The organism is Asprobacillus argus (genome assembly GCF_032248395.1).
In the GTDB taxonomy this organism is placed as follows: Bacteria; Bacteroidota; Bacteroidia; order Flavobacteriales; family Flavobacteriaceae; genus Polaribacter; species Polaribacter argus.
The window spans coordinates 401,036-417,952 of record NZ_JAVTTO010000001.1; the positions used below are offsets into that span (position 1 = coordinate 401,036).

13 protein-coding genes are annotated in these 16,917 nt (G+C 34.8%); 7 read left to right on the plus strand and 6 right to left on the minus strand.

The window, feature by feature from the left end:
* Positions 1-175 precede the first annotated feature (175 nt).
* The 4 genes from RQM59_RS01795 to RQM59_RS01810 all read left to right on the plus strand — a co-directional run bounded on the left by RQM59_RS01795 (position 176) and on the right by RQM59_RS01810 (position 3,207).
* Positions 176-706 (plus strand): hypothetical protein, encoded by a 531-nt coding sequence (locus tag RQM59_RS01795; RefSeq protein ID WP_349240343.1) that lies wholly within the window; start codon positions 176-178, stop codon positions 704-706.
* A 5-nt stretch (positions 707-711) separates the two neighbouring features.
* The gene (locus RQM59_RS01800) at positions 712-1,146 is read left to right on the plus strand and encodes a hypothetical protein (RefSeq protein WP_349240344.1); all 435 of its coding nucleotides are present in this window, start codon (positions 712-714) and stop codon (positions 1,144-1,146) included.
* Positions 1,147-1,201: 55 nt separating this feature from the next.
* Positions 1,202-1,501, plus strand: a complete 300-nt coding sequence (locus tag RQM59_RS01805) for a DUF1905 domain-containing protein (RefSeq protein ID WP_349240345.1) — start codon at positions 1,202-1,204, stop codon at positions 1,499-1,501.
* Between the two features lie 89 nt (positions 1,502-1,590).
* Positions 1,591-3,207 (plus strand): class I SAM-dependent methyltransferase, encoded by a 1,617-nt coding sequence (locus RQM59_RS01810; RefSeq protein ID WP_349240346.1) that lies wholly within the window; start codon positions 1,591-1,593, stop codon positions 3,205-3,207.
* Positions 3,208-3,248: 41 nt separating this feature from the next.
* On the opposite strand, the gene RQM59_RS01815 is transcribed toward RQM59_RS01810, so the two are convergent.
* A complete protein-coding gene (locus tag RQM59_RS01815; protein ID WP_349240347.1) occupies positions 3,249-4,007 on the minus strand; it encodes a DUF481 domain-containing protein in 759 nt (252 codons plus the stop codon).
* 280 nt (positions 4,008-4,287) lie between these two features.
* Between RQM59_RS01815 and RQM59_RS01820 the strand changes: the two genes are divergently transcribed.
* Together RQM59_RS01820 and RQM59_RS01825 are read left to right on the plus strand one after the other, a co-directional pair.
* Positions 4,288-5,523, plus strand: coding sequence for an alpha/beta hydrolase-fold protein (locus tag RQM59_RS01820; RefSeq protein WP_349240348.1), 1,236 nt, complete (start codon positions 4,288-4,290; stop codon positions 5,521-5,523).
* Between the two features lie 43 nt (positions 5,524-5,566).
* Positions 5,567-5,914, plus strand: coding sequence for a VOC family protein (locus tag RQM59_RS01825; protein ID WP_349240349.1), 348 nt, complete (start codon positions 5,567-5,569; stop codon positions 5,912-5,914).
* Between the two features lie 3 nt (positions 5,915-5,917).
* Here the strand turns inward: RQM59_RS01825 and RQM59_RS01830 are convergent, their stop codons facing one another.
* The 5 genes from RQM59_RS01830 to RQM59_RS01850 form a co-directional block, all read right to left on the minus strand.
* A complete protein-coding gene (locus RQM59_RS01830) occupies positions 5,918-7,087 on the minus strand; it encodes a murein hydrolase activator EnvC family protein (RefSeq protein WP_349240350.1) in 1,170 nt (389 codons plus the stop codon).
* A gap of 41 nt (positions 7,088-7,128) precedes the next feature.
* A complete protein-coding gene (gene lolB1 / locus RQM59_RS01835; protein ID WP_349240351.1) occupies positions 7,129-7,926 on the minus strand; it encodes a lipoprotein insertase outer membrane protein LolB1 in 798 nt (265 codons plus the stop codon).
* Positions 7,923-8,873: a tetratricopeptide repeat protein gene (locus RQM59_RS01840; RefSeq protein WP_349240352.1), complete on the minus strand. Its 951-nt coding sequence runs from the start codon at positions 8,871-8,873 to the stop codon at positions 7,923-7,925. Before RQM59_RS01840 ends, lolB1 begins: the two co-directional genes overlap by 4 nt.
* A gap of 4 nt (positions 8,874-8,877) precedes the next feature.
* The gene (locus RQM59_RS01845; protein ID WP_349240353.1) at positions 8,878-9,894 is read right to left on the minus strand and encodes a sugar phosphate nucleotidyltransferase; all 1,017 of its coding nucleotides are present in this window, start codon (positions 9,892-9,894) and stop codon (positions 8,878-8,880) included.
* Between the two features lie 71 nt (positions 9,895-9,965).
* Positions 9,966-11,642, minus strand: coding sequence for an ABC transporter ATP-binding protein (locus tag RQM59_RS01850; RefSeq protein ID WP_349240354.1), 1,677 nt, complete (start codon positions 11,640-11,642; stop codon positions 9,966-9,968).
* 540 nt (positions 11,643-12,182) lie between these two features.
* On the opposite strand from RQM59_RS01850, the gene RQM59_RS01855 reads away from it, so the two are divergent.
* Positions 12,183-16,814: a fibronectin type III domain-containing protein gene (locus RQM59_RS01855; RefSeq protein WP_349240355.1), complete on the plus strand. Its 4,632-nt coding sequence runs from the start codon at positions 12,183-12,185 to the stop codon at positions 16,812-16,814.
* Positions 16,815-16,917 lie beyond the last annotated feature (103 nt).

The following is a 16,917-nucleotide window of genomic DNA, read 5'->3' on the forward strand; positions in this document are numbered from 1 at the left end:
TCTCTATTTTCCATCTTAAATCTTAGGTGGCAACAGCTCTAAATTTCGTTGGCATCAATTTTGCTGTGTTCAGCAAAAATAGTTACTCAAGATGAAAATACACTACTTGCTTGCCTCCCTTAGTTCTCTTGTCCTTATTATGGCTTGTTCTCCAATTATCGAAAAGCATATAACTATGAATCTTTTTAACAAGGAGGTCACTCTTGAAAAAGTAAAATTGGCATCTCCTGTTTCCATAGAACTGACCTACGATCCCAAAATAAACATACATATTGACAAACAATTCGGTTTCTTTTTACAGAATATTGACTCTACGTACGTGCATACTATTCGAGAGCAACTTATACAAGAACTGGCCACAGCCAATATACATGTAACAGAGAGCAAATCAGCCATCCGGTTACGTATAGACGAGATCATTCTAATAGAAAAGAATGAGGAGGGAACAGATTCCGATTGTGAAAGTACCATGGAAGTGGACGTCGAACTGTATATGAAAGGATACATTTACAAAACAACTGACAGCAATCCAAAACTGATAGAAGCCGATATCGGAACTACAACTACAACAGGGTTATCTCTTTTCAGTATCCTATTTAATGATAGTGACTTTGATGTTCAAAAAAACAACACCTTCGAAGAAGGAATAGCGGAAAAAAATCTAATCACATTATTTGTAAAAAAATGCGTAAAAAACATACACTAATCACAATGTTTATTTTGATAGTCTTCAGTTCTTGTTGCTCAAAAAAAGAATTTCTAACAATTAATAAACCCATTGCCTATAAACTGGTAAAACAGCATAGAATCTATCATAAAAGAAAAAAGATTTCATTTTGGAAAGAAGAATGGACGAAACACGCGAAAAACATAGATTCGACGCATTTCATTTATCAAAATTTTGAAACATTTTATGTATTTACACCTAACAAGATTGTAAAAAAACTGGAATTAAGAAATTATACTCCAGAAAGCATCCTACAGTATTATAAAAATGAATCGGGAAGCATTGGAACATATACTAACTGTTCTATAAAAATTGGCAGCGAAAAATTGATGTTAGAAAAAAAGGGGCTAGATACTATAGTATTAACAGATCAACTACAAAGTATTGACAACATATTGATCAGAATTAGAAGCAACTAAAATTAATGACAATTAAAACTCGTTCTTTGCACAAAGTATCTCTCAAAGAAAATATATGACTGGAAAGATTAAATATCAATTTTCAACCAAAATGTGGAAACATGCTCCCACTGGAGGCTGGCATTTTGTATCACTACCTAAAACCATCTCTAAAGAAATACGAGAGAGTTTTGGATGGCAAGAAGAAGGATGGGGAAGAATGAAGGTAATTGCAGAGTATAAACAACACTCCTGGAAAACTTCTATTTGGTTTGACACAAAAGCCGAAACCTATGTACTACCTATTAAAGCTGACATTAGAAAGAAAGCAAACCTTCAAATTAATACAAAAATTGAAATGGTTGTTTGGGTGTAAGTTAAACACAGCATTGTGCTGTTTACGATTCTCCTTCCTTTTCATTAACTTAGTGCGTAAACAACCTTTTATGAATTATTTAAATCCCTATGAATCCTGAACAAAAAAAGCTTTTAAGAGCTAGGCTTTTTCGTCACCTCGATGGTATTGTTATCGCTCCCAGTGCGTACACCTTAAAAAAACATGGTGTAACCGATTTTTTACTGAAGCACAAAAAAGCAACCCTAAAAGATCTTGTTACAAAATTTAAAGCTAATGAAGGATATCTAAATGTTGCATTGCGAGGATTATGTTCTCAAGGGTGGCTCAATCAATGTATTGATAATCAAAATGATGAAATTTATTATGAAATCAATGCGAGATCTTCAATAGCTTTTCAATATTTCTATCTCTATCTGGATGTGGTGACACTTTTAAAAATGTCAGAAAATTATCATCCAAGGAAATTTGAGATTGAACCATTTTTAAAGTTGAAAAATATTCATGAAAAGTATCAACTAAACTATGGTATTGAATTCTCAAATAATCAGCCTCAAAGAGAAATTCAGGAACAAATTTTAGCACATATTGAAGGCATTATTGTAGGACCAACTATTGTTCGACTTGGAATGAACGGAATGTTTCATAAATATTTTATGGAAACTCGATTCAAACCAGAGGAGTTCCATGAAAACCATGAAGATTTTGACCAGTTACTACATATTTTGGCAGATCTTGGCTGGTTTAATATAAAAAACGGCTCTTATGAGTTTAAGGAATACGGGTTGTTCTTTGCCAAAAGAGCTAGTGCTTATGGGGTTACTGTTTCTTATATTCCAACACTTAGAAAATTGGACGATCTCATTTTTGGCAATCCACTGATCCTTAAAACGCAAGAAACAAGTGCAGATGAGTTACATGTTGATAGAGAAATGAATGTATGGGGAAGCGGAGGGGCACATAGCACATATTTTAAAGTTGTAGATAAGATCATTATCGATCTGTTCAATAAACCCATTGATGAACAACCTAAAGGAATCCTTGACATGGGTTGTGGCAACGGTGCATTTTTAACGCATTTGTTCTCAGTGATTGAAAATCAAACATATCGAGGAACTATTTTAGACGATTATCCTTTAACGATTATTGGTGTAGATTATAATCAAGCCGCCTTAAAAGTTTCTAGGGCTAATCTTATTCAAGCCGACATTTGGGCTAAAATTATATGGGGAGATATTGGAAACCCCAAACTTCTGGCCAAAGACCTGAAAGATAATTATAACATCGAATTAGAAAGTTTACTCAATGTCAGAACTTTTTTAGATCACAATAGAATTTGGGAGGATCTCGACAAAAATGTAGTTAGAGTAAGTTCATCAACCGGAGCATATGCCTATCAAGGCAAAAGAATTAATAATAACTTAGTTGCTGAATCCTTAAAAGAGCATATAAGAAAATGGACACCATTTGTTGGCAAGTTTGGCTTGTTGTTAATTGAGTTACACACTATAAAACCAGAATTAGTTGCTCAAAATTTAGGCGAAACAGCAGCAACAGCATATGATTTAACTCATGGATACTCGGATCAATATATACTTGAGTTAGACGAATTTCTAACTGTTATTCGCGAAGCTGGGTTAACTCCAGACATGAACGCTTTTAGGAAGTTTCCCGATTCCGACATTGCAACCGTATCCATTAGCTTATTAAAATCAAGCAACACATAATACTATCTAGCGTAGATTAGAAACTTGAATTATGTCTTCTTTTAGTAGTTCTTTATAGTAAGCCCAAATGTCACAAACTGATCTTCTTCTTGTTGATTCGCAATAACAATGCTTTCATAGGTGTGCAGGTAGTTAAACTTGAAATTTACATATTTCCAAACTGGGAGCTCTATTCCAATATCCGCTTGCCAACGGAAGTTATTGCCCTCCTCTAAAGAAGGTTGAAAGTAACTTTCGTGCGTCAGGATCAGTTTCTTCTTGAACAGTTGATATTTTCCATGTAACCAAATAGTAGCCCTAAGTGTGTTAATAGATTTGCTACTGTTATATTGGCTATGATTAAAATCAGCTCTAGCAAAATTGGTCTGTTCAAATTCACTGGTAAGGGACACTTTTAACCAATTATTCTTCTTGTTCAAAATTTGATACGTTGCTCCTGCTCCAAAGAGGTATCGCAAATCGATTTCTCTTCTAAAATTTGTACTTATAAAACCTAAGAATAATGGATACAATTTTCGTTCTGGATTAATGTATAAAAAATTCAAACTAAGAATATCTTCATCTGCTTTCTCTTTTCCGAATTCCTGATATACATACGAGTTTTTAGTCTTGAACACCCATTTTTTCCATGGTTTAAAGGCCATGTCAGAACTAGCTCTAAATATCAAGGTATTTACATTTCCTCCTTGCCAAAACCCCGTTAAAGAAAGTCGTGCTTTAAAGTTCAGTGTGTCACTTTCATTAATTTGAGCTGAAAGAAATAATGGAAGGAAAAAGAAAAAATATACGACCTTTTTCATGGTGTTATATTATAAAATTATTCTCTTTAAAGAAGGTCGAAAGATACTTATTTATAACATAAAGTCTTTACGTTAATGGGTTTTTTCCTTTTAAAAAAGCGAAAACGTTTTCTTAAATTTCCCATAATTAAAGGCCTAAAAACTTTTACAACGAGCACGCTATAATGTACAATCGGGGTTATTCAACTTCCTAATTTCTCCTTCAGATTGTAACTTGCATGGTTTTTGATGCGTCATAAGCATATTAAATATATTTTCCTAAAAATTAATCCAAATTAAAGTGATCTTCTCAAAAAAAATATGTGTTTTATTAAGTCTAATTCTAACGATCTTAGATGCATATGGGCAAACAGGCAGTATCAAAACTATTGAAATCAAATCAACACAGTTAAACGAAACCAGGGGTGTTGAAATTTATCTTCCCCCTAGTTATCAAGTATCAAATAATAAGAAATATCCTGTAATGTACGTATTGGATGGACAAGAATATTTCTTGCACCCTGTTGCGTATCAGAGAATGCTTCGGTTCAAGGATAAATCGCCTGAATTTATAGTAGTAGGGGTAAATTCTGACAGAAAGAAAAGAAGGAAATTATTGTACGAAAGTGCTGATTCTTTTATTTCTTTTTTAGAAAAAGAGTTAATTCCAACCATTGACAAAGACTATCGAACTTTAAAAAATAGTGAACGGATTTATTTCGGTTGGGAAATGGCTGGAGGCTTGGGTTTAGAAGTTCTCTCTAGTAGCCCTTCCCTATTTAGTGCCTACTTCCTTGCCAGCCCAACTCACTTTACCAAAAACAGAATTTTAAACCTGAATGAGTACCTATCAATAAATGAGGCAGATAGGCCTTATTTACATTTTTCTCGAGCTCCTGAGGAAACTTATTTGAAACGATCTTTTCATAGGGTCGATAGCATTTTAAAAGCTTATCATTATGGTAATAAAAACTATAAAATCGATAATTTATTAGAAGAGGACCATTATAGTACCTCGCTTAAAACCATTAATAATGGGTTGAGAAATTATTTCAATGACTATAATACCTTGCGCTTTTATAGTTTAAAAGAATACGACAAGTTTGGAGATTTAAACGACATAAAACAGTATTACCTCCATAGAGGTCAACGTTACGGCATTTCTTCACGTGTACATAGAACGACACAGCATTTTTTATTATTTAACGCTATGAAAGAGGATAATTTTGAAAGATTTCAATTATATGCAAATGAATTCAGTGAATACTTTAAAAATCTTTCTTTAGAAATATGGGTCTTACGATTTGGTGGTTACTTAGCCCAAAATAACAAAAAACAAAAAGCTTTAGAAATTTATAATGTCGGTTTAAGTAAATTTTCTAAATCTGCGGCCATTTATGACGCTATTGGGACATTATACAAAAACAAAAAAGAGTTTCAAAAAGCCGCAGTTCATTACAAAAAAGCTATTGAGATCGCTAAAAAAAATGGCGATAAAGAATTAGAAAAATATAAATTAAATTTGGAAAAGTTATAAAAGAACATCTACTCGAAAGGCAATAATCATAAATAAATAAAAAATGACTTCGTTAAACAATCATATCAATTATGTTGAGTATAAAGCACATGACTTAGATGCAATAAAGAAGTTTTACTCCAGCTGTTTCGATTGGTCTTTTACAGATTATGGACCGAGCTATATCGCTTTTGCCGAAAGTGGTTTAGAAGGTGGTTTTGAAAAGACGGAAGATCCAATTCAACAAGGGGCTTTGATAGTATTATACCATAAAGACCTGAATCTTGTCAAAGACACTATACTAAAAGCTGGAGGCATAATTTCTAAGGATATTTTTTCGTTCCCTGGAGGAGAACGATTTCAGTTTAAAGATCCTTCAGGAAATGAATTAGCCGTCTGGAGGGAAGTGTGAGTTCTACCTTCTTTTAATCCAGGAAGAAGGGTTTAATCGTTGACTGTTTTTGAATAATACAAAGACCAATTTGGTCTTACCAGTTACCTTATCCGTAAAAATAGTTCCCAATTGTTGTCCCGTTTGTACATCATCTCCTGTATTTACATAAGAATTCTCTAAGTTTTTATAGGCTGAAATGTAATTACCGTGCTGCACTAATACATTTTTCTTTCCTTGAGCTAGTGTTTGCACGGCTAACACCGTTCCGTTAAAAATACATTCAGCACTTTTTCCTCTATCAGTAACAATATGTAAACCTGTACTGTTAATGGTTATTCCTCTTAATGTAGGGTGCGCTTGTCTACCAAAACGTCTAACCACTAAACCACTCTCTACAGGCCAAGGTAAATTCCCTTTATTTTGTTCAAACCGTGCGGCCAACGCTTTTGCTTTTGGAGTTAACGCAAATCCCTTCGACTTTTTCACTCCTTTCTTTGCATTCGATTTTGCGATCGCCGCTTTAATTAATTTATCAATATTCGCAGCAACAACTCGCTCTTGCCTCTGTTTTTTACGCAATTCCCTTTTATACTTACTTTCTTTTCTTTTGATTTGAGTAATTAGTTTCTCTTGACTCTTTTTGTCTAGTTCTATCTTTTCTTTTTCGTTTTCTTCAGAAGCGACCAGTGTATCTTTCAATACTTTTTGATAAAGTAATGAATCATTTAACTGTTTTACTACTGCGGTTTGAGAATCAATTGCTATTCCTTGTTTTCTTCTATACACAGTATATTGCTTCATATACTGTAACCTCTTATACGCCTGATAAAAATTCTTTGATGACAGCAAAAACATTGTTCTACTTTGCTGCGATTTACTTTTATATGATTTAAAGATCATTTCGGCATAATCTGCCTTAAGAGCTTCTAATTTTTTTGTAAGTTTTTCGATTTCATCTTCATTTGTATCAATTTCTTTTGATAATGCTTTTGCCTCTAAGTTTATCGTCTTAATTAACTTACTTCGTACCTCAATCTTTTGGTTAATATCTTTAAGGTCGCTCAATGCATTCTTTTCCTTCTTCTGTGCATCAAAAAGTAACTTATTAACCTTTCGAATCTCAGTCTTTAGTTTTTTTCGTTCTGCTTCTAACTGCTTTCTTGTTTTTTGAGCAACCCCTGAGGCACTCAAAAAGAGAACGAAAATGAATGATATGTATCTTTTGTAACCTATCATTTTAATTCAAGACGCTTATATGCACTTGGTACTCTATACGGAATACTTATCGGTTTATTTATAGTAACGCTTTTATAATCCAAATTCATATACGTATATTTTACCCCTTCTTTTGCATTGATAGAAATTCCTATCGGCAGCCATGTCTTATCAAATAGTTTATACCCTTTATAATCCACCCGCAAATTTTGTTCTTTCTCTTCATTCGTTAAATACATCTGATCCAACTTGAAATGATTTGCGTTGATCTTAAAAAAAACATCAAACAGCTTCTCCTGAATCTTTGGTGTCAGTTTATACGAAGTTTCCTCAATGGTTGCGCTATATTTCTTGCCTTTCATTTCAAAAATACTTTGTCCGAATAGCATGTTTTGCAACTGAGTGAAATTTATATCAACCCCCAACATTCTTTTTAACATTTCATAATCTCCTTCAAAATAGTGTTTGTTTTTTGGTACTGATACATAAAAACTAAAGGAATTAGGGGTGATCTTTGCTCTGAAAATGGTAATTACCTTATTGGCTTTGATCCAAATAACAGAATCTTTTTGCATCCTTAATCTAGCCGTGAAAGAATTCCTTGTCCTCTTGCCTTCTTTCGTTGTATTAGAGTACAATACCTTCATTTTGGCCGCCATGGTATTAATGTTAACCTTATGATTGAGGTGCTTTCTAACAATTTTTCGAGCCGACAATTTCTTGATATCAACATTCGTTTTGTCCGTAACATTTTTAACTGTTTTACATGAAGCTAATAGCAATACGCATAGCAAAAGTCTAACTATGTTTTTCATTTAATGGACCTTAATTTTTTTGCTCTATTCTTAAATTCTGTTGCCTTGGTTGCATTCTTCATACCCAAATAGGCATTTGCCATTTCTTCATAAAATGTTGCTTCCAAATTGGTATTATCAATCACAAAATCAATACCATTTTGCAATATAGTTAACGCTTTTTTATACGCTTTCTGATAATTTAAAGATTTACCTCTCATCAAGTACACAAAAGGCTGTGCAGGAAATAATGAAATAGCTTCCTCGCTATACTTACTCAAAGTTTCTTTATCTTCCTTGTCTGCTTTTTCTAAAATGGCCTTTAATATACTGAATGAAGATGTGTCATTTTTAAAACGCTCTACTAGTCCTTTTAGATCTGTCGGGTTTTTTTCCTCCACCAAATTTGGTCGTCTCTTTTCTAAACTAGATTTCAAATTTCTCAAGTTTCTTGATAATCCGTTTTCAGATTCCAGTATATTCATTAAGGCAACGGCTCGAGGATAATCTCTATCTTGTAAAAACAAATACACTAAGTCGTCTCTTTTAGAGGAATCCATCTTAACAATTTTTTGCTGAATTTCTATGGCGCTTTTAAAATCACGTTCCTTTTTATGGACCTCCACTAAATGAGATAACATCCATATATTATTTGGTTTTTGAATCAATGCCTTCCGAATATATTCTTTGGCTTCGAAAGTTTTATTCAGAAGTAAATAATTTTTAGAGAATTCAAAAAGTACCGATAAATTATTTGGCAGGATCTCATTACAATGTTCAAGGTTTTTTATAGCCTTATCGTAGTTTGTGATCGACTTTTCTGAAAGTGCTTTAAAGAAAAACTGTTGAAACCTCAATTCCTTCTCTTCTGATAGGTCTTTTGCAGCAGGAATACTATCTTGAGAAAAAGATATAAAAGGATTGCTTAGAAGTCCTAACACCACTAATATTACAATCCTTCTGTTCATGGTTTTATAATAATTCGGTATAATCTCCTATACTTACCGATGTATAATTTCCGTTGTATTTTGCATGATTTCCAATCATCGCATTCTCTAAGGTAGCATTTGTTATGGTAACATTAGATTGAATTAACGAATTTTTAACGGTAGAATTCTCTACTAAGCTATTTTCTCCTATAGAAACATTAGGCCCTATCGTTACATTTTTCAAAACTACATTATCACCAATAAAGCATGGCTGAATAATCTCTGAATTTTCTAATACTACTGAACTAGAAACCAGGTCATTCCCTTTCTCTTGTTCTATATTTAAAATGGTTTTATTGGTATCTACCGTAGGGTCTTTCTTCCCACAATCCATCCAAACATCTACTTTACCTGGAATAAATTTAGCCCCTTGTTGTTTTAAAGATTCTAAGACATTTGTAAGTTGATATTCTCCATTTTCTTTTAGGTTATTATCTAAAAGATATTGAATTTCTTCTTTTACTTTATCTCCATTCTTAAAATAATATATCCCAATAATAGCCAAATCTGAAACAAATTCTTTTGGTTTTTCAATAAAGTCGGTAATATATCCATCCTGTAATTTTACCACGCCAAAAGCACTTGGGTCTTCAACTTGCTTTACCCAAATTGCACCATCTGCTTCAGCATCTAAAGTAAAATCAGCTTTAAAAAGTGTATCTGCAAACGCAACTACGCATGGCCCGCTCAGAGATTCTTTTGCGCAATAAATGGCATGTGCTGTTCCTAAGGCTTCTTCCTGAACATACACAGAACCTTTTGCTCCTAATTCACTTGCTATGTTTAACAATGTCTCTTTTGTATTTGCAGGAAATCCTTTAGACGCTGGCCCTATGATAAACGCAATTTCATCAATTTCTTGCTTTACTACTCCAGCAATATCCTCTACTAATCTTTGTACAATTGGCTTACCAGCAATAACAGTTAACGGCTTAGGAATTGTCAAGGTATGTGGTCTTAATCTTGACCCAATACCGGCCATTGGAACTATAATCTTCATCTATTTTCTTTTCAATAATTTAAGTGTTGCAATATACTATTTATAACTGATTAGGAAAGAATCAAAATCATTTAAATTCCCTTAGGAATCGCATTGATCAAGGATTTTGTATACGTCGTTTTAGGGTTTTTATAAATAACTTCAGCATCATCAATCTCTTCAATCTGCCCATTGTTCATTACAATCAATTGATCGGACATATACTTAACCACAGATAGGTCATGTGATATAAAAATATATGTGAATTTATACTCTTCTTTAAGCTTATTCAGTAGGTTCAAAACTTGAGCTTGTACGGAGACATCTAATGCAGAAACAGACTCATCACAAATAATAACTTTAGGTTGTAATGCAATGGTCCTGGCAATCCCTATTCGCTGTCGTTGCCCTCCAGAAAATTCATGAGGATATCGATCATAATAATTAGCTTCCAACCCAACCTTCTTCAATAATTCCATTACGAATGCTCGTCTTTCCTTGTTGCTAGAAAGAATTCCGTGTACTTTCATAGGTTCCAGTATAGCTTTCCCAATCGTCATTCTTGGGTTTAAGGAAGAGAACGGGTCTTGAAAAATGATTTGAATCTCTTTACGCAACTTTTTCAATTCAGACTTACTCGTTCTCGTAATATCTCTCCCTTTATATATAACCTTCCCAGATGTTGCTTTTTCTAGTTGTAAAATTGTTCTTCCCAACGTGGTTTTACCACAACCAGACTCTCCTACCAATCCTAAGGTCTCTCCTTCATAGATTTTGAAACTCACCCCATCTACAGCTTTTACAGCAACTTCTTTTTTACGCCAAAAAGCATTGGATAAGAAATACTTTTGCAAGTTTTTAACTTCTAAAAGTGGTGCTTTCCCATATAACTCTTTGTGAAATTCTGCTCTTTCTTCATCGGTATACATCGTATTAACGACAGTTTTCTCCATGAAATCTTTCACTATTGGTAACACTTTATACCTTTTATCCATTTTGGGTTTCGAGTTAATAAGTGCCTTCGTATACTCTTTTTGGGGGTCTTTAAAAATACGTGATGTCTCTCCTTTTTCAACTAAAACACCTTGATGCATCACTATAACATTATCTGCAATTTCTGATACCAAAGCAAGATCATGCGAAATAAATAAAATGCTCATTTCATTTTGTAACTGAAGTTCTTTCAACAATGCAATTATTTCTTTTTGCACTGTGACATCTAATGCAGTTGTGGGTTCATCTGCAATTAACAATTTTGGTTTACATGCTATCGCTATAGCAATCATTACCCGTTGCTTCTGACCGCCACTTAATTGGTGCGGATACGAATTGTACATTTCTTTTGGTCTTGGTAATTTTACCTTTACAAATAATGCAATTACCTCTTCTTTGATTTCTTTATCAGAAAGTTTTGTGTGTCGCTTTAAAACTTCTGCCACTTGAAACCCACAAGTCATGGTTGGGTTTAAGGAGCTCATTGGTTCTTGAAAGATCATTCCAATCTTCTGCCCTCGAATCTGCAAGAAATCTCTTGATGTATACGCTGAAATATGTTCTTCATCAAAAATAATATCGCCCTCTATTATTGCTTTTTTTTCAGGTAGTAAGCCCAAAATGGCCAATGATGTAACAGATTTTCCGCTTCCCGATTCTCCAACGATACCTAAAATCTCATTATCTCCCAACTCGAAAGAAATATTTTTTACAACCCTATTGTTCTTTGCATTCTTAAGTTTAAATGATACAGAGAGGTGACGTACTTGAAGCATTCTACAAATATTTTTTTAAAGATACCAATATTAAAAAAAGCATCCCCATTTTAGGTGAACTAAAAATTTCACCATTTTCTGTTATTGACAGGCATGTAAAGATATAGTACTTTTATCTTATAATTTTTCTTAAATTATTCTTTGTTTTAGTTACAATATTAATCAAGAATGCCTCCCCCCTATTTCTAATTAATATTTTTAAAAACCCAAGTTTCGAGCTTGGGTTTTTTGCTTTATTATGTATCAAAAAGAAAAAACACTTTTTCAGGGATACAAAAAATTCACTGTTTTCAGGGATTGATTTATTCGTAAAAAAATTATAGGTTTGCTCCGCATTTAATAAATTTTTAAGATTTTTTAACATTATTTATTCAATCAAAGTCTGTTTTATCTACACTCTCCAAAAAGACTTGACCCCTAAATATTGAAAAACTTCTTACAGCTTAATGCATATGCGATCATCGTTAACTTAAATTAAGAATGGGTTAACCATGTCATCGTATGGAAAATTAATCAATTAACCCTAAACCAAATTTCATTATGAAAAAAAAACTATTTAGGCTACTAATTGGAGGTGTCTGTGTTACGGCATTATCCGTTGGTATTTACAAAAAGTTTGCTGAAGAAAACTCGAAGGCAAAAATCTCTGAAAAGAGACAAAAGCACCATGAGTTTTTAAAAAACAGTCCTTTCAAAGAATCCTTAACCTGGAATAAGAAAGTACGAAAGAAAAATGGCTTGCCTCCTAACAAGTATTTTGAACAGATGTGGGAATTAACTATTAATCCATCAACAGGTAAATTGGATGATGGTAATCTTACCTTACTAAGAGAGCAATTACAACAAGAAAGACAAAGTCAAAGAAACCCTGGTAATGCAGCTAATGCTTGGACAGAGAGAGGCCCAAATAATGTAGGAGGTAGAACCAGAGCAATCTTGTTCGATCCAAATGACTCCAGTAACAACACTGTATATGCGGGAGGTGTAAGTGGTGGTCTTTGGAAGAACACAAACATTTCGAGTAGTAGTTCTCAATGGTCTAGAGTACAAAATGTACCAGGAAACCTATCCGTATCTTCCATAACGGTAGATCCAAACAATTCTAACATCTGGTATGTTGGAACGGGAGAACAGTATACCGCCGGAGATGTTGTAGGTTCAGGAGTGTATAAGACCACTGATGGAGGTACCACGTGGACTGCTGTTAACATCCCGGCTGCAGGAGATGCCACATTTGAATATAGTGCTACTAACTTATTCTTATCAGGCATATTCTATGTGAACGATGTAATTGCTTGGAATAATGGCGGAAATACAGAATTATATGTTGGTGTTGGAGCTTTCGTTTATGGAGATGCTTCTTCTCCTTCAAACTGGTTAGGACTTCAAACTGCAGGAATTTATAGATCGACTAATGGAGGGAGCACTTGGTCTAGAGTAGAATCATCTAACATGAGCCATGTACAAAATGGTAAAACTTACTATTACATCCCCAATGACTTTGAAATAGGCGCAGACAATAAACTTTGGATGGGAACTATCGCAAATGCGTTTAATCAAGGCGGTGGTAGAGTATATAGCTCTACAAATGGTTCTACTTGGACTGAGGCTGGAGCTTCTCCATTAACCGATTCTAACAGAGTAGAAATCGAAGTTTCTGCTTCGAATGCTAACAAACTATATGCCTTAACACAAGGTTCAAGTTCTCCTGTTCATATATATGGGACGACCAATGGTTTTAGCAGTATTACCACAAAAGCATTACCAAATGATGCTGACACTGGAATTGCTGCAAATGACTTTTGTAGAGGTCAAGCATTTTACGATTTAGTAATTGAAGCGGACCCAGCAAATGATGATATCCTTTATGTTGGTGGAATCGATCTTTTCAAATCAACCAACGGAGGATCTTCATGGTCTCAATTATCACATTGGTACGGTGGTTTTGGTTTCCAAAACGTACACGCGGATCAACATGCGATTGCCTTTGGAAATAACTCATCTACAAGAATGGTTTATGGAAACGATGGTGGAATCTACTATTCTGGAAATGCAGGATCCTCAATTACCTCTAGAAATAACGGTTATAACGTGACTCAGTTTGTGAAAGCAGGAATTGGTCCTGACGGATCTGGAGATACCACGGGAATCTTCTCTGCAGGAGCTCAAGACAACGGAACACAAGCATTTAGAAATCCAGTAGCTGGTATTAACAGCTCAGTAGAGTCTACAGATGGAGACGGTTTTTATACGTTTATCGATAAGGATGGGCAATACATGATTGCCACTTATGTGCGTAATGTTATTTATAGGTTTAATTTACCATGGAATGGACAATCTAGAATACAAGGTGGAGCAACTACCCTATTTAATGATAGTCAAAATACGGGAGATTTCGTAAACCAAATGGATTATGATAGTAATGCAAATAGATTACTATCTAACAAATCCAATGCTTCAAGTAATGCTATTTTAAGCATTAATGTAGCTTCAAACAGTAATGGGACATTAACAAATTCAGCATTAACAGCAAAACCTACTGCTTTTAGAGCATCTCCTTTTGCAAATAACACATGGTATGTTGGAATGGCAAATGGTGGATTACTTAGGTTAACGAATGTAACTAATTCTTCTGCTTCATGGTCTACGATTACAACACCATTTGTTGGATCTGTTTCTTCTGTTAGATTTGGAGAAACTGCAAATGATCTGATTGTTACTATCCACAACTATGGAGTAACGAGTATTTGGTATTCTTCAAATGCTGGATCTAGTTGGGTAAGTAAAGAAGGAAATCTTCCAGACATTCCTGTTAGAGATTTCTTACTGAACCCTTTAAGCACAAATGAAGCTATTTTGGCAACTCAGCTAGGAGTTTGGGAAACGGAGAACTTTAATGATGCCAACCCAAGTTGGACACAGGCTTATAACGGAATGAGCGATGTTAGTGTCACTGCATTTGACTACTGGGCTGTTAATGGAGATGATACTAACAACAAGGTGATTGCTTCGACCTATGGTCGTGGAGTATTTACGGGTCAGTTCACGGCAACTTCAACTCCGGATACGGAAGCACCAACTGCACCTTCTAGTTTAGCAGCGGCTAATACTACTGAAACTACAACGGATCTTTCTTGGAATGCTTCTACGGATAACGTAGGTGTTGCATCATACGATGTGTATCAAAATGGTGCTGTTATAGGAAATGTTGGAACTACCAACTATCAGGTAACTGGATTAACTGCTAATACTGCATACAATTTCTATGTAATCGCTAAAGATGCTGCAGGTAATAGTTCTCCGCAAAGTAATACGGTAAATATTACGACGGATGCACCAGATACGCAAGCACCAACTGCTCCAACGAACTTAAGTTCTTCAAATGTTACTGAATCGGCAGCTAGTTTATCATGGACTGCTTCTACAGATAATGTTGGAGTTGATTCTTATGATGTATATCAAGGTGCTAGTGTGATCGGAAGTACATCCAATACCTCTTATCAGGTTACTGGATTAGCCGCTAGCACGAGTTATACATTTAGTGTAAGAGCGAAAGATGTGGCTGGAAATGTTTCTAGCGCAAGTAATACCGTAAACGTTACAACGGATGCTGTGCAAATTACTTATTGTTCTTCGCAAAGTTCTAATATCAATGACGAGTATATCGGTAGAGTTCAATTAAACACTATAGATAATGCCTCTGGAGGGCAGTTTTATACAGATTTTACTAGTATCTCAACTACTTTAACTAAGGGAAGTCAATACACAGTTACCGTAACACCAACATGGACAGGGACTACGTATAGCGAAGGTTATAGCGTATGGATCGACTATAATAAAGATGGTGATTTCACAGATGCGGGCGAGCAAGTATTTTCTCAAAGTGCAACACAGACAACACCTGTTAGTGGGAGTTTTACGGTACCAGCTGGTGCTACAGAAACATCTACTAGAATGCGTGTTTCAATGAGTTATAATGCGACACCTACTTCTTGTCAATCATTTACATATGGAGAGGTAGAGGATTATACTGTAGTAATTGCAGCAGCAGGGCCAGATACAGAAGCTCCTAGCAACCCTAGTGGTTTATCTGCATCAAATACTACTGAGACGACTACCGATCTTTCATGGAACGCGTCTACGGATAATGTAGCTGTTACAGGTTATGATGTATATCAGGGAGCTACAAATATTGCAAGTGTATCCGGAACTACTTATCAAGTTACTGGTTTATCAGAAAACACTTCATATTCGTTTACTGTAAGAGCTAAAGATGCTGCAGGGAATATTTCTGGAAATAGTAATACTGCAAACGTTACTACATTAGCTGCTCCAACATGTTCTGATGGAATTCAAAATGGAGATGAAACAGGTGTTGATTGTGGTGGTTCATCGTGTGCACCATGTGCGTCAAGTAATACTATCTTAAACCAAAGCTACTTTGAGTCTGGATGGGACGGATGGGCCGATGGAGGAACTGACTGTTTCAGATATTCTGGTTCACGTTCTTACCAAGGAAGTTACTCGATTCGTATTAGAGATAACTCTGGTACTGGTTCTGCAATGACCTTATCTAACATCGATACTAGTCCATACTCATCGGTAGAAATTAACTTCTTCTTTTATGTATATAGTATGGAAAACGGAGAGGATTTCTGGTTACGTTTTTATGATGGTTCAAGCTGGACAACAGTTGGTACATGGGTAAGAGGCTCTGGAATAGAAAACAACAATTTCTATGAGGCAACTATTACCTTAACTGCTGCTCAGTACAATTTTGCAGTAAATTCTGGTTTTAGATTCCAAAATGACGCTTCAGGAAACAACGATCAAATCTATATTGATCAGGTAACGATTACGGGTATTACAAGCGGAGCACCTGCAGCTAATTCTTTAGTTGCATTGGGTAGAAACATAAGCCAAGCTAGTGGAGCTAGTAATTTCAATGATGATTTGATTATCTATCCGAACCCAGTTAAAAATGTAGTGAACATAAATCCAAGCTACAATGTAAATTCTAACTTTAGAATTATAGATTTAACAGGTAAAACAGTGTTAAGCGGATCCATGTTGAATAACACAATCAATGTGAGTAAATTAAAAACCGGCGTATATCTTTTAGAGCTGTCTGACGAAGAAGAAAAATTCGTACAGAAGTTTATCAAGCAATAAATGACTTACACATATTTTAGAAAAAGAGAGCCTGGACTTCCAGGCTCTTTTTTTATCCCTGAAAACAGTGAGTCCGAAATTTCATTGTTTAAGGGGATTGACA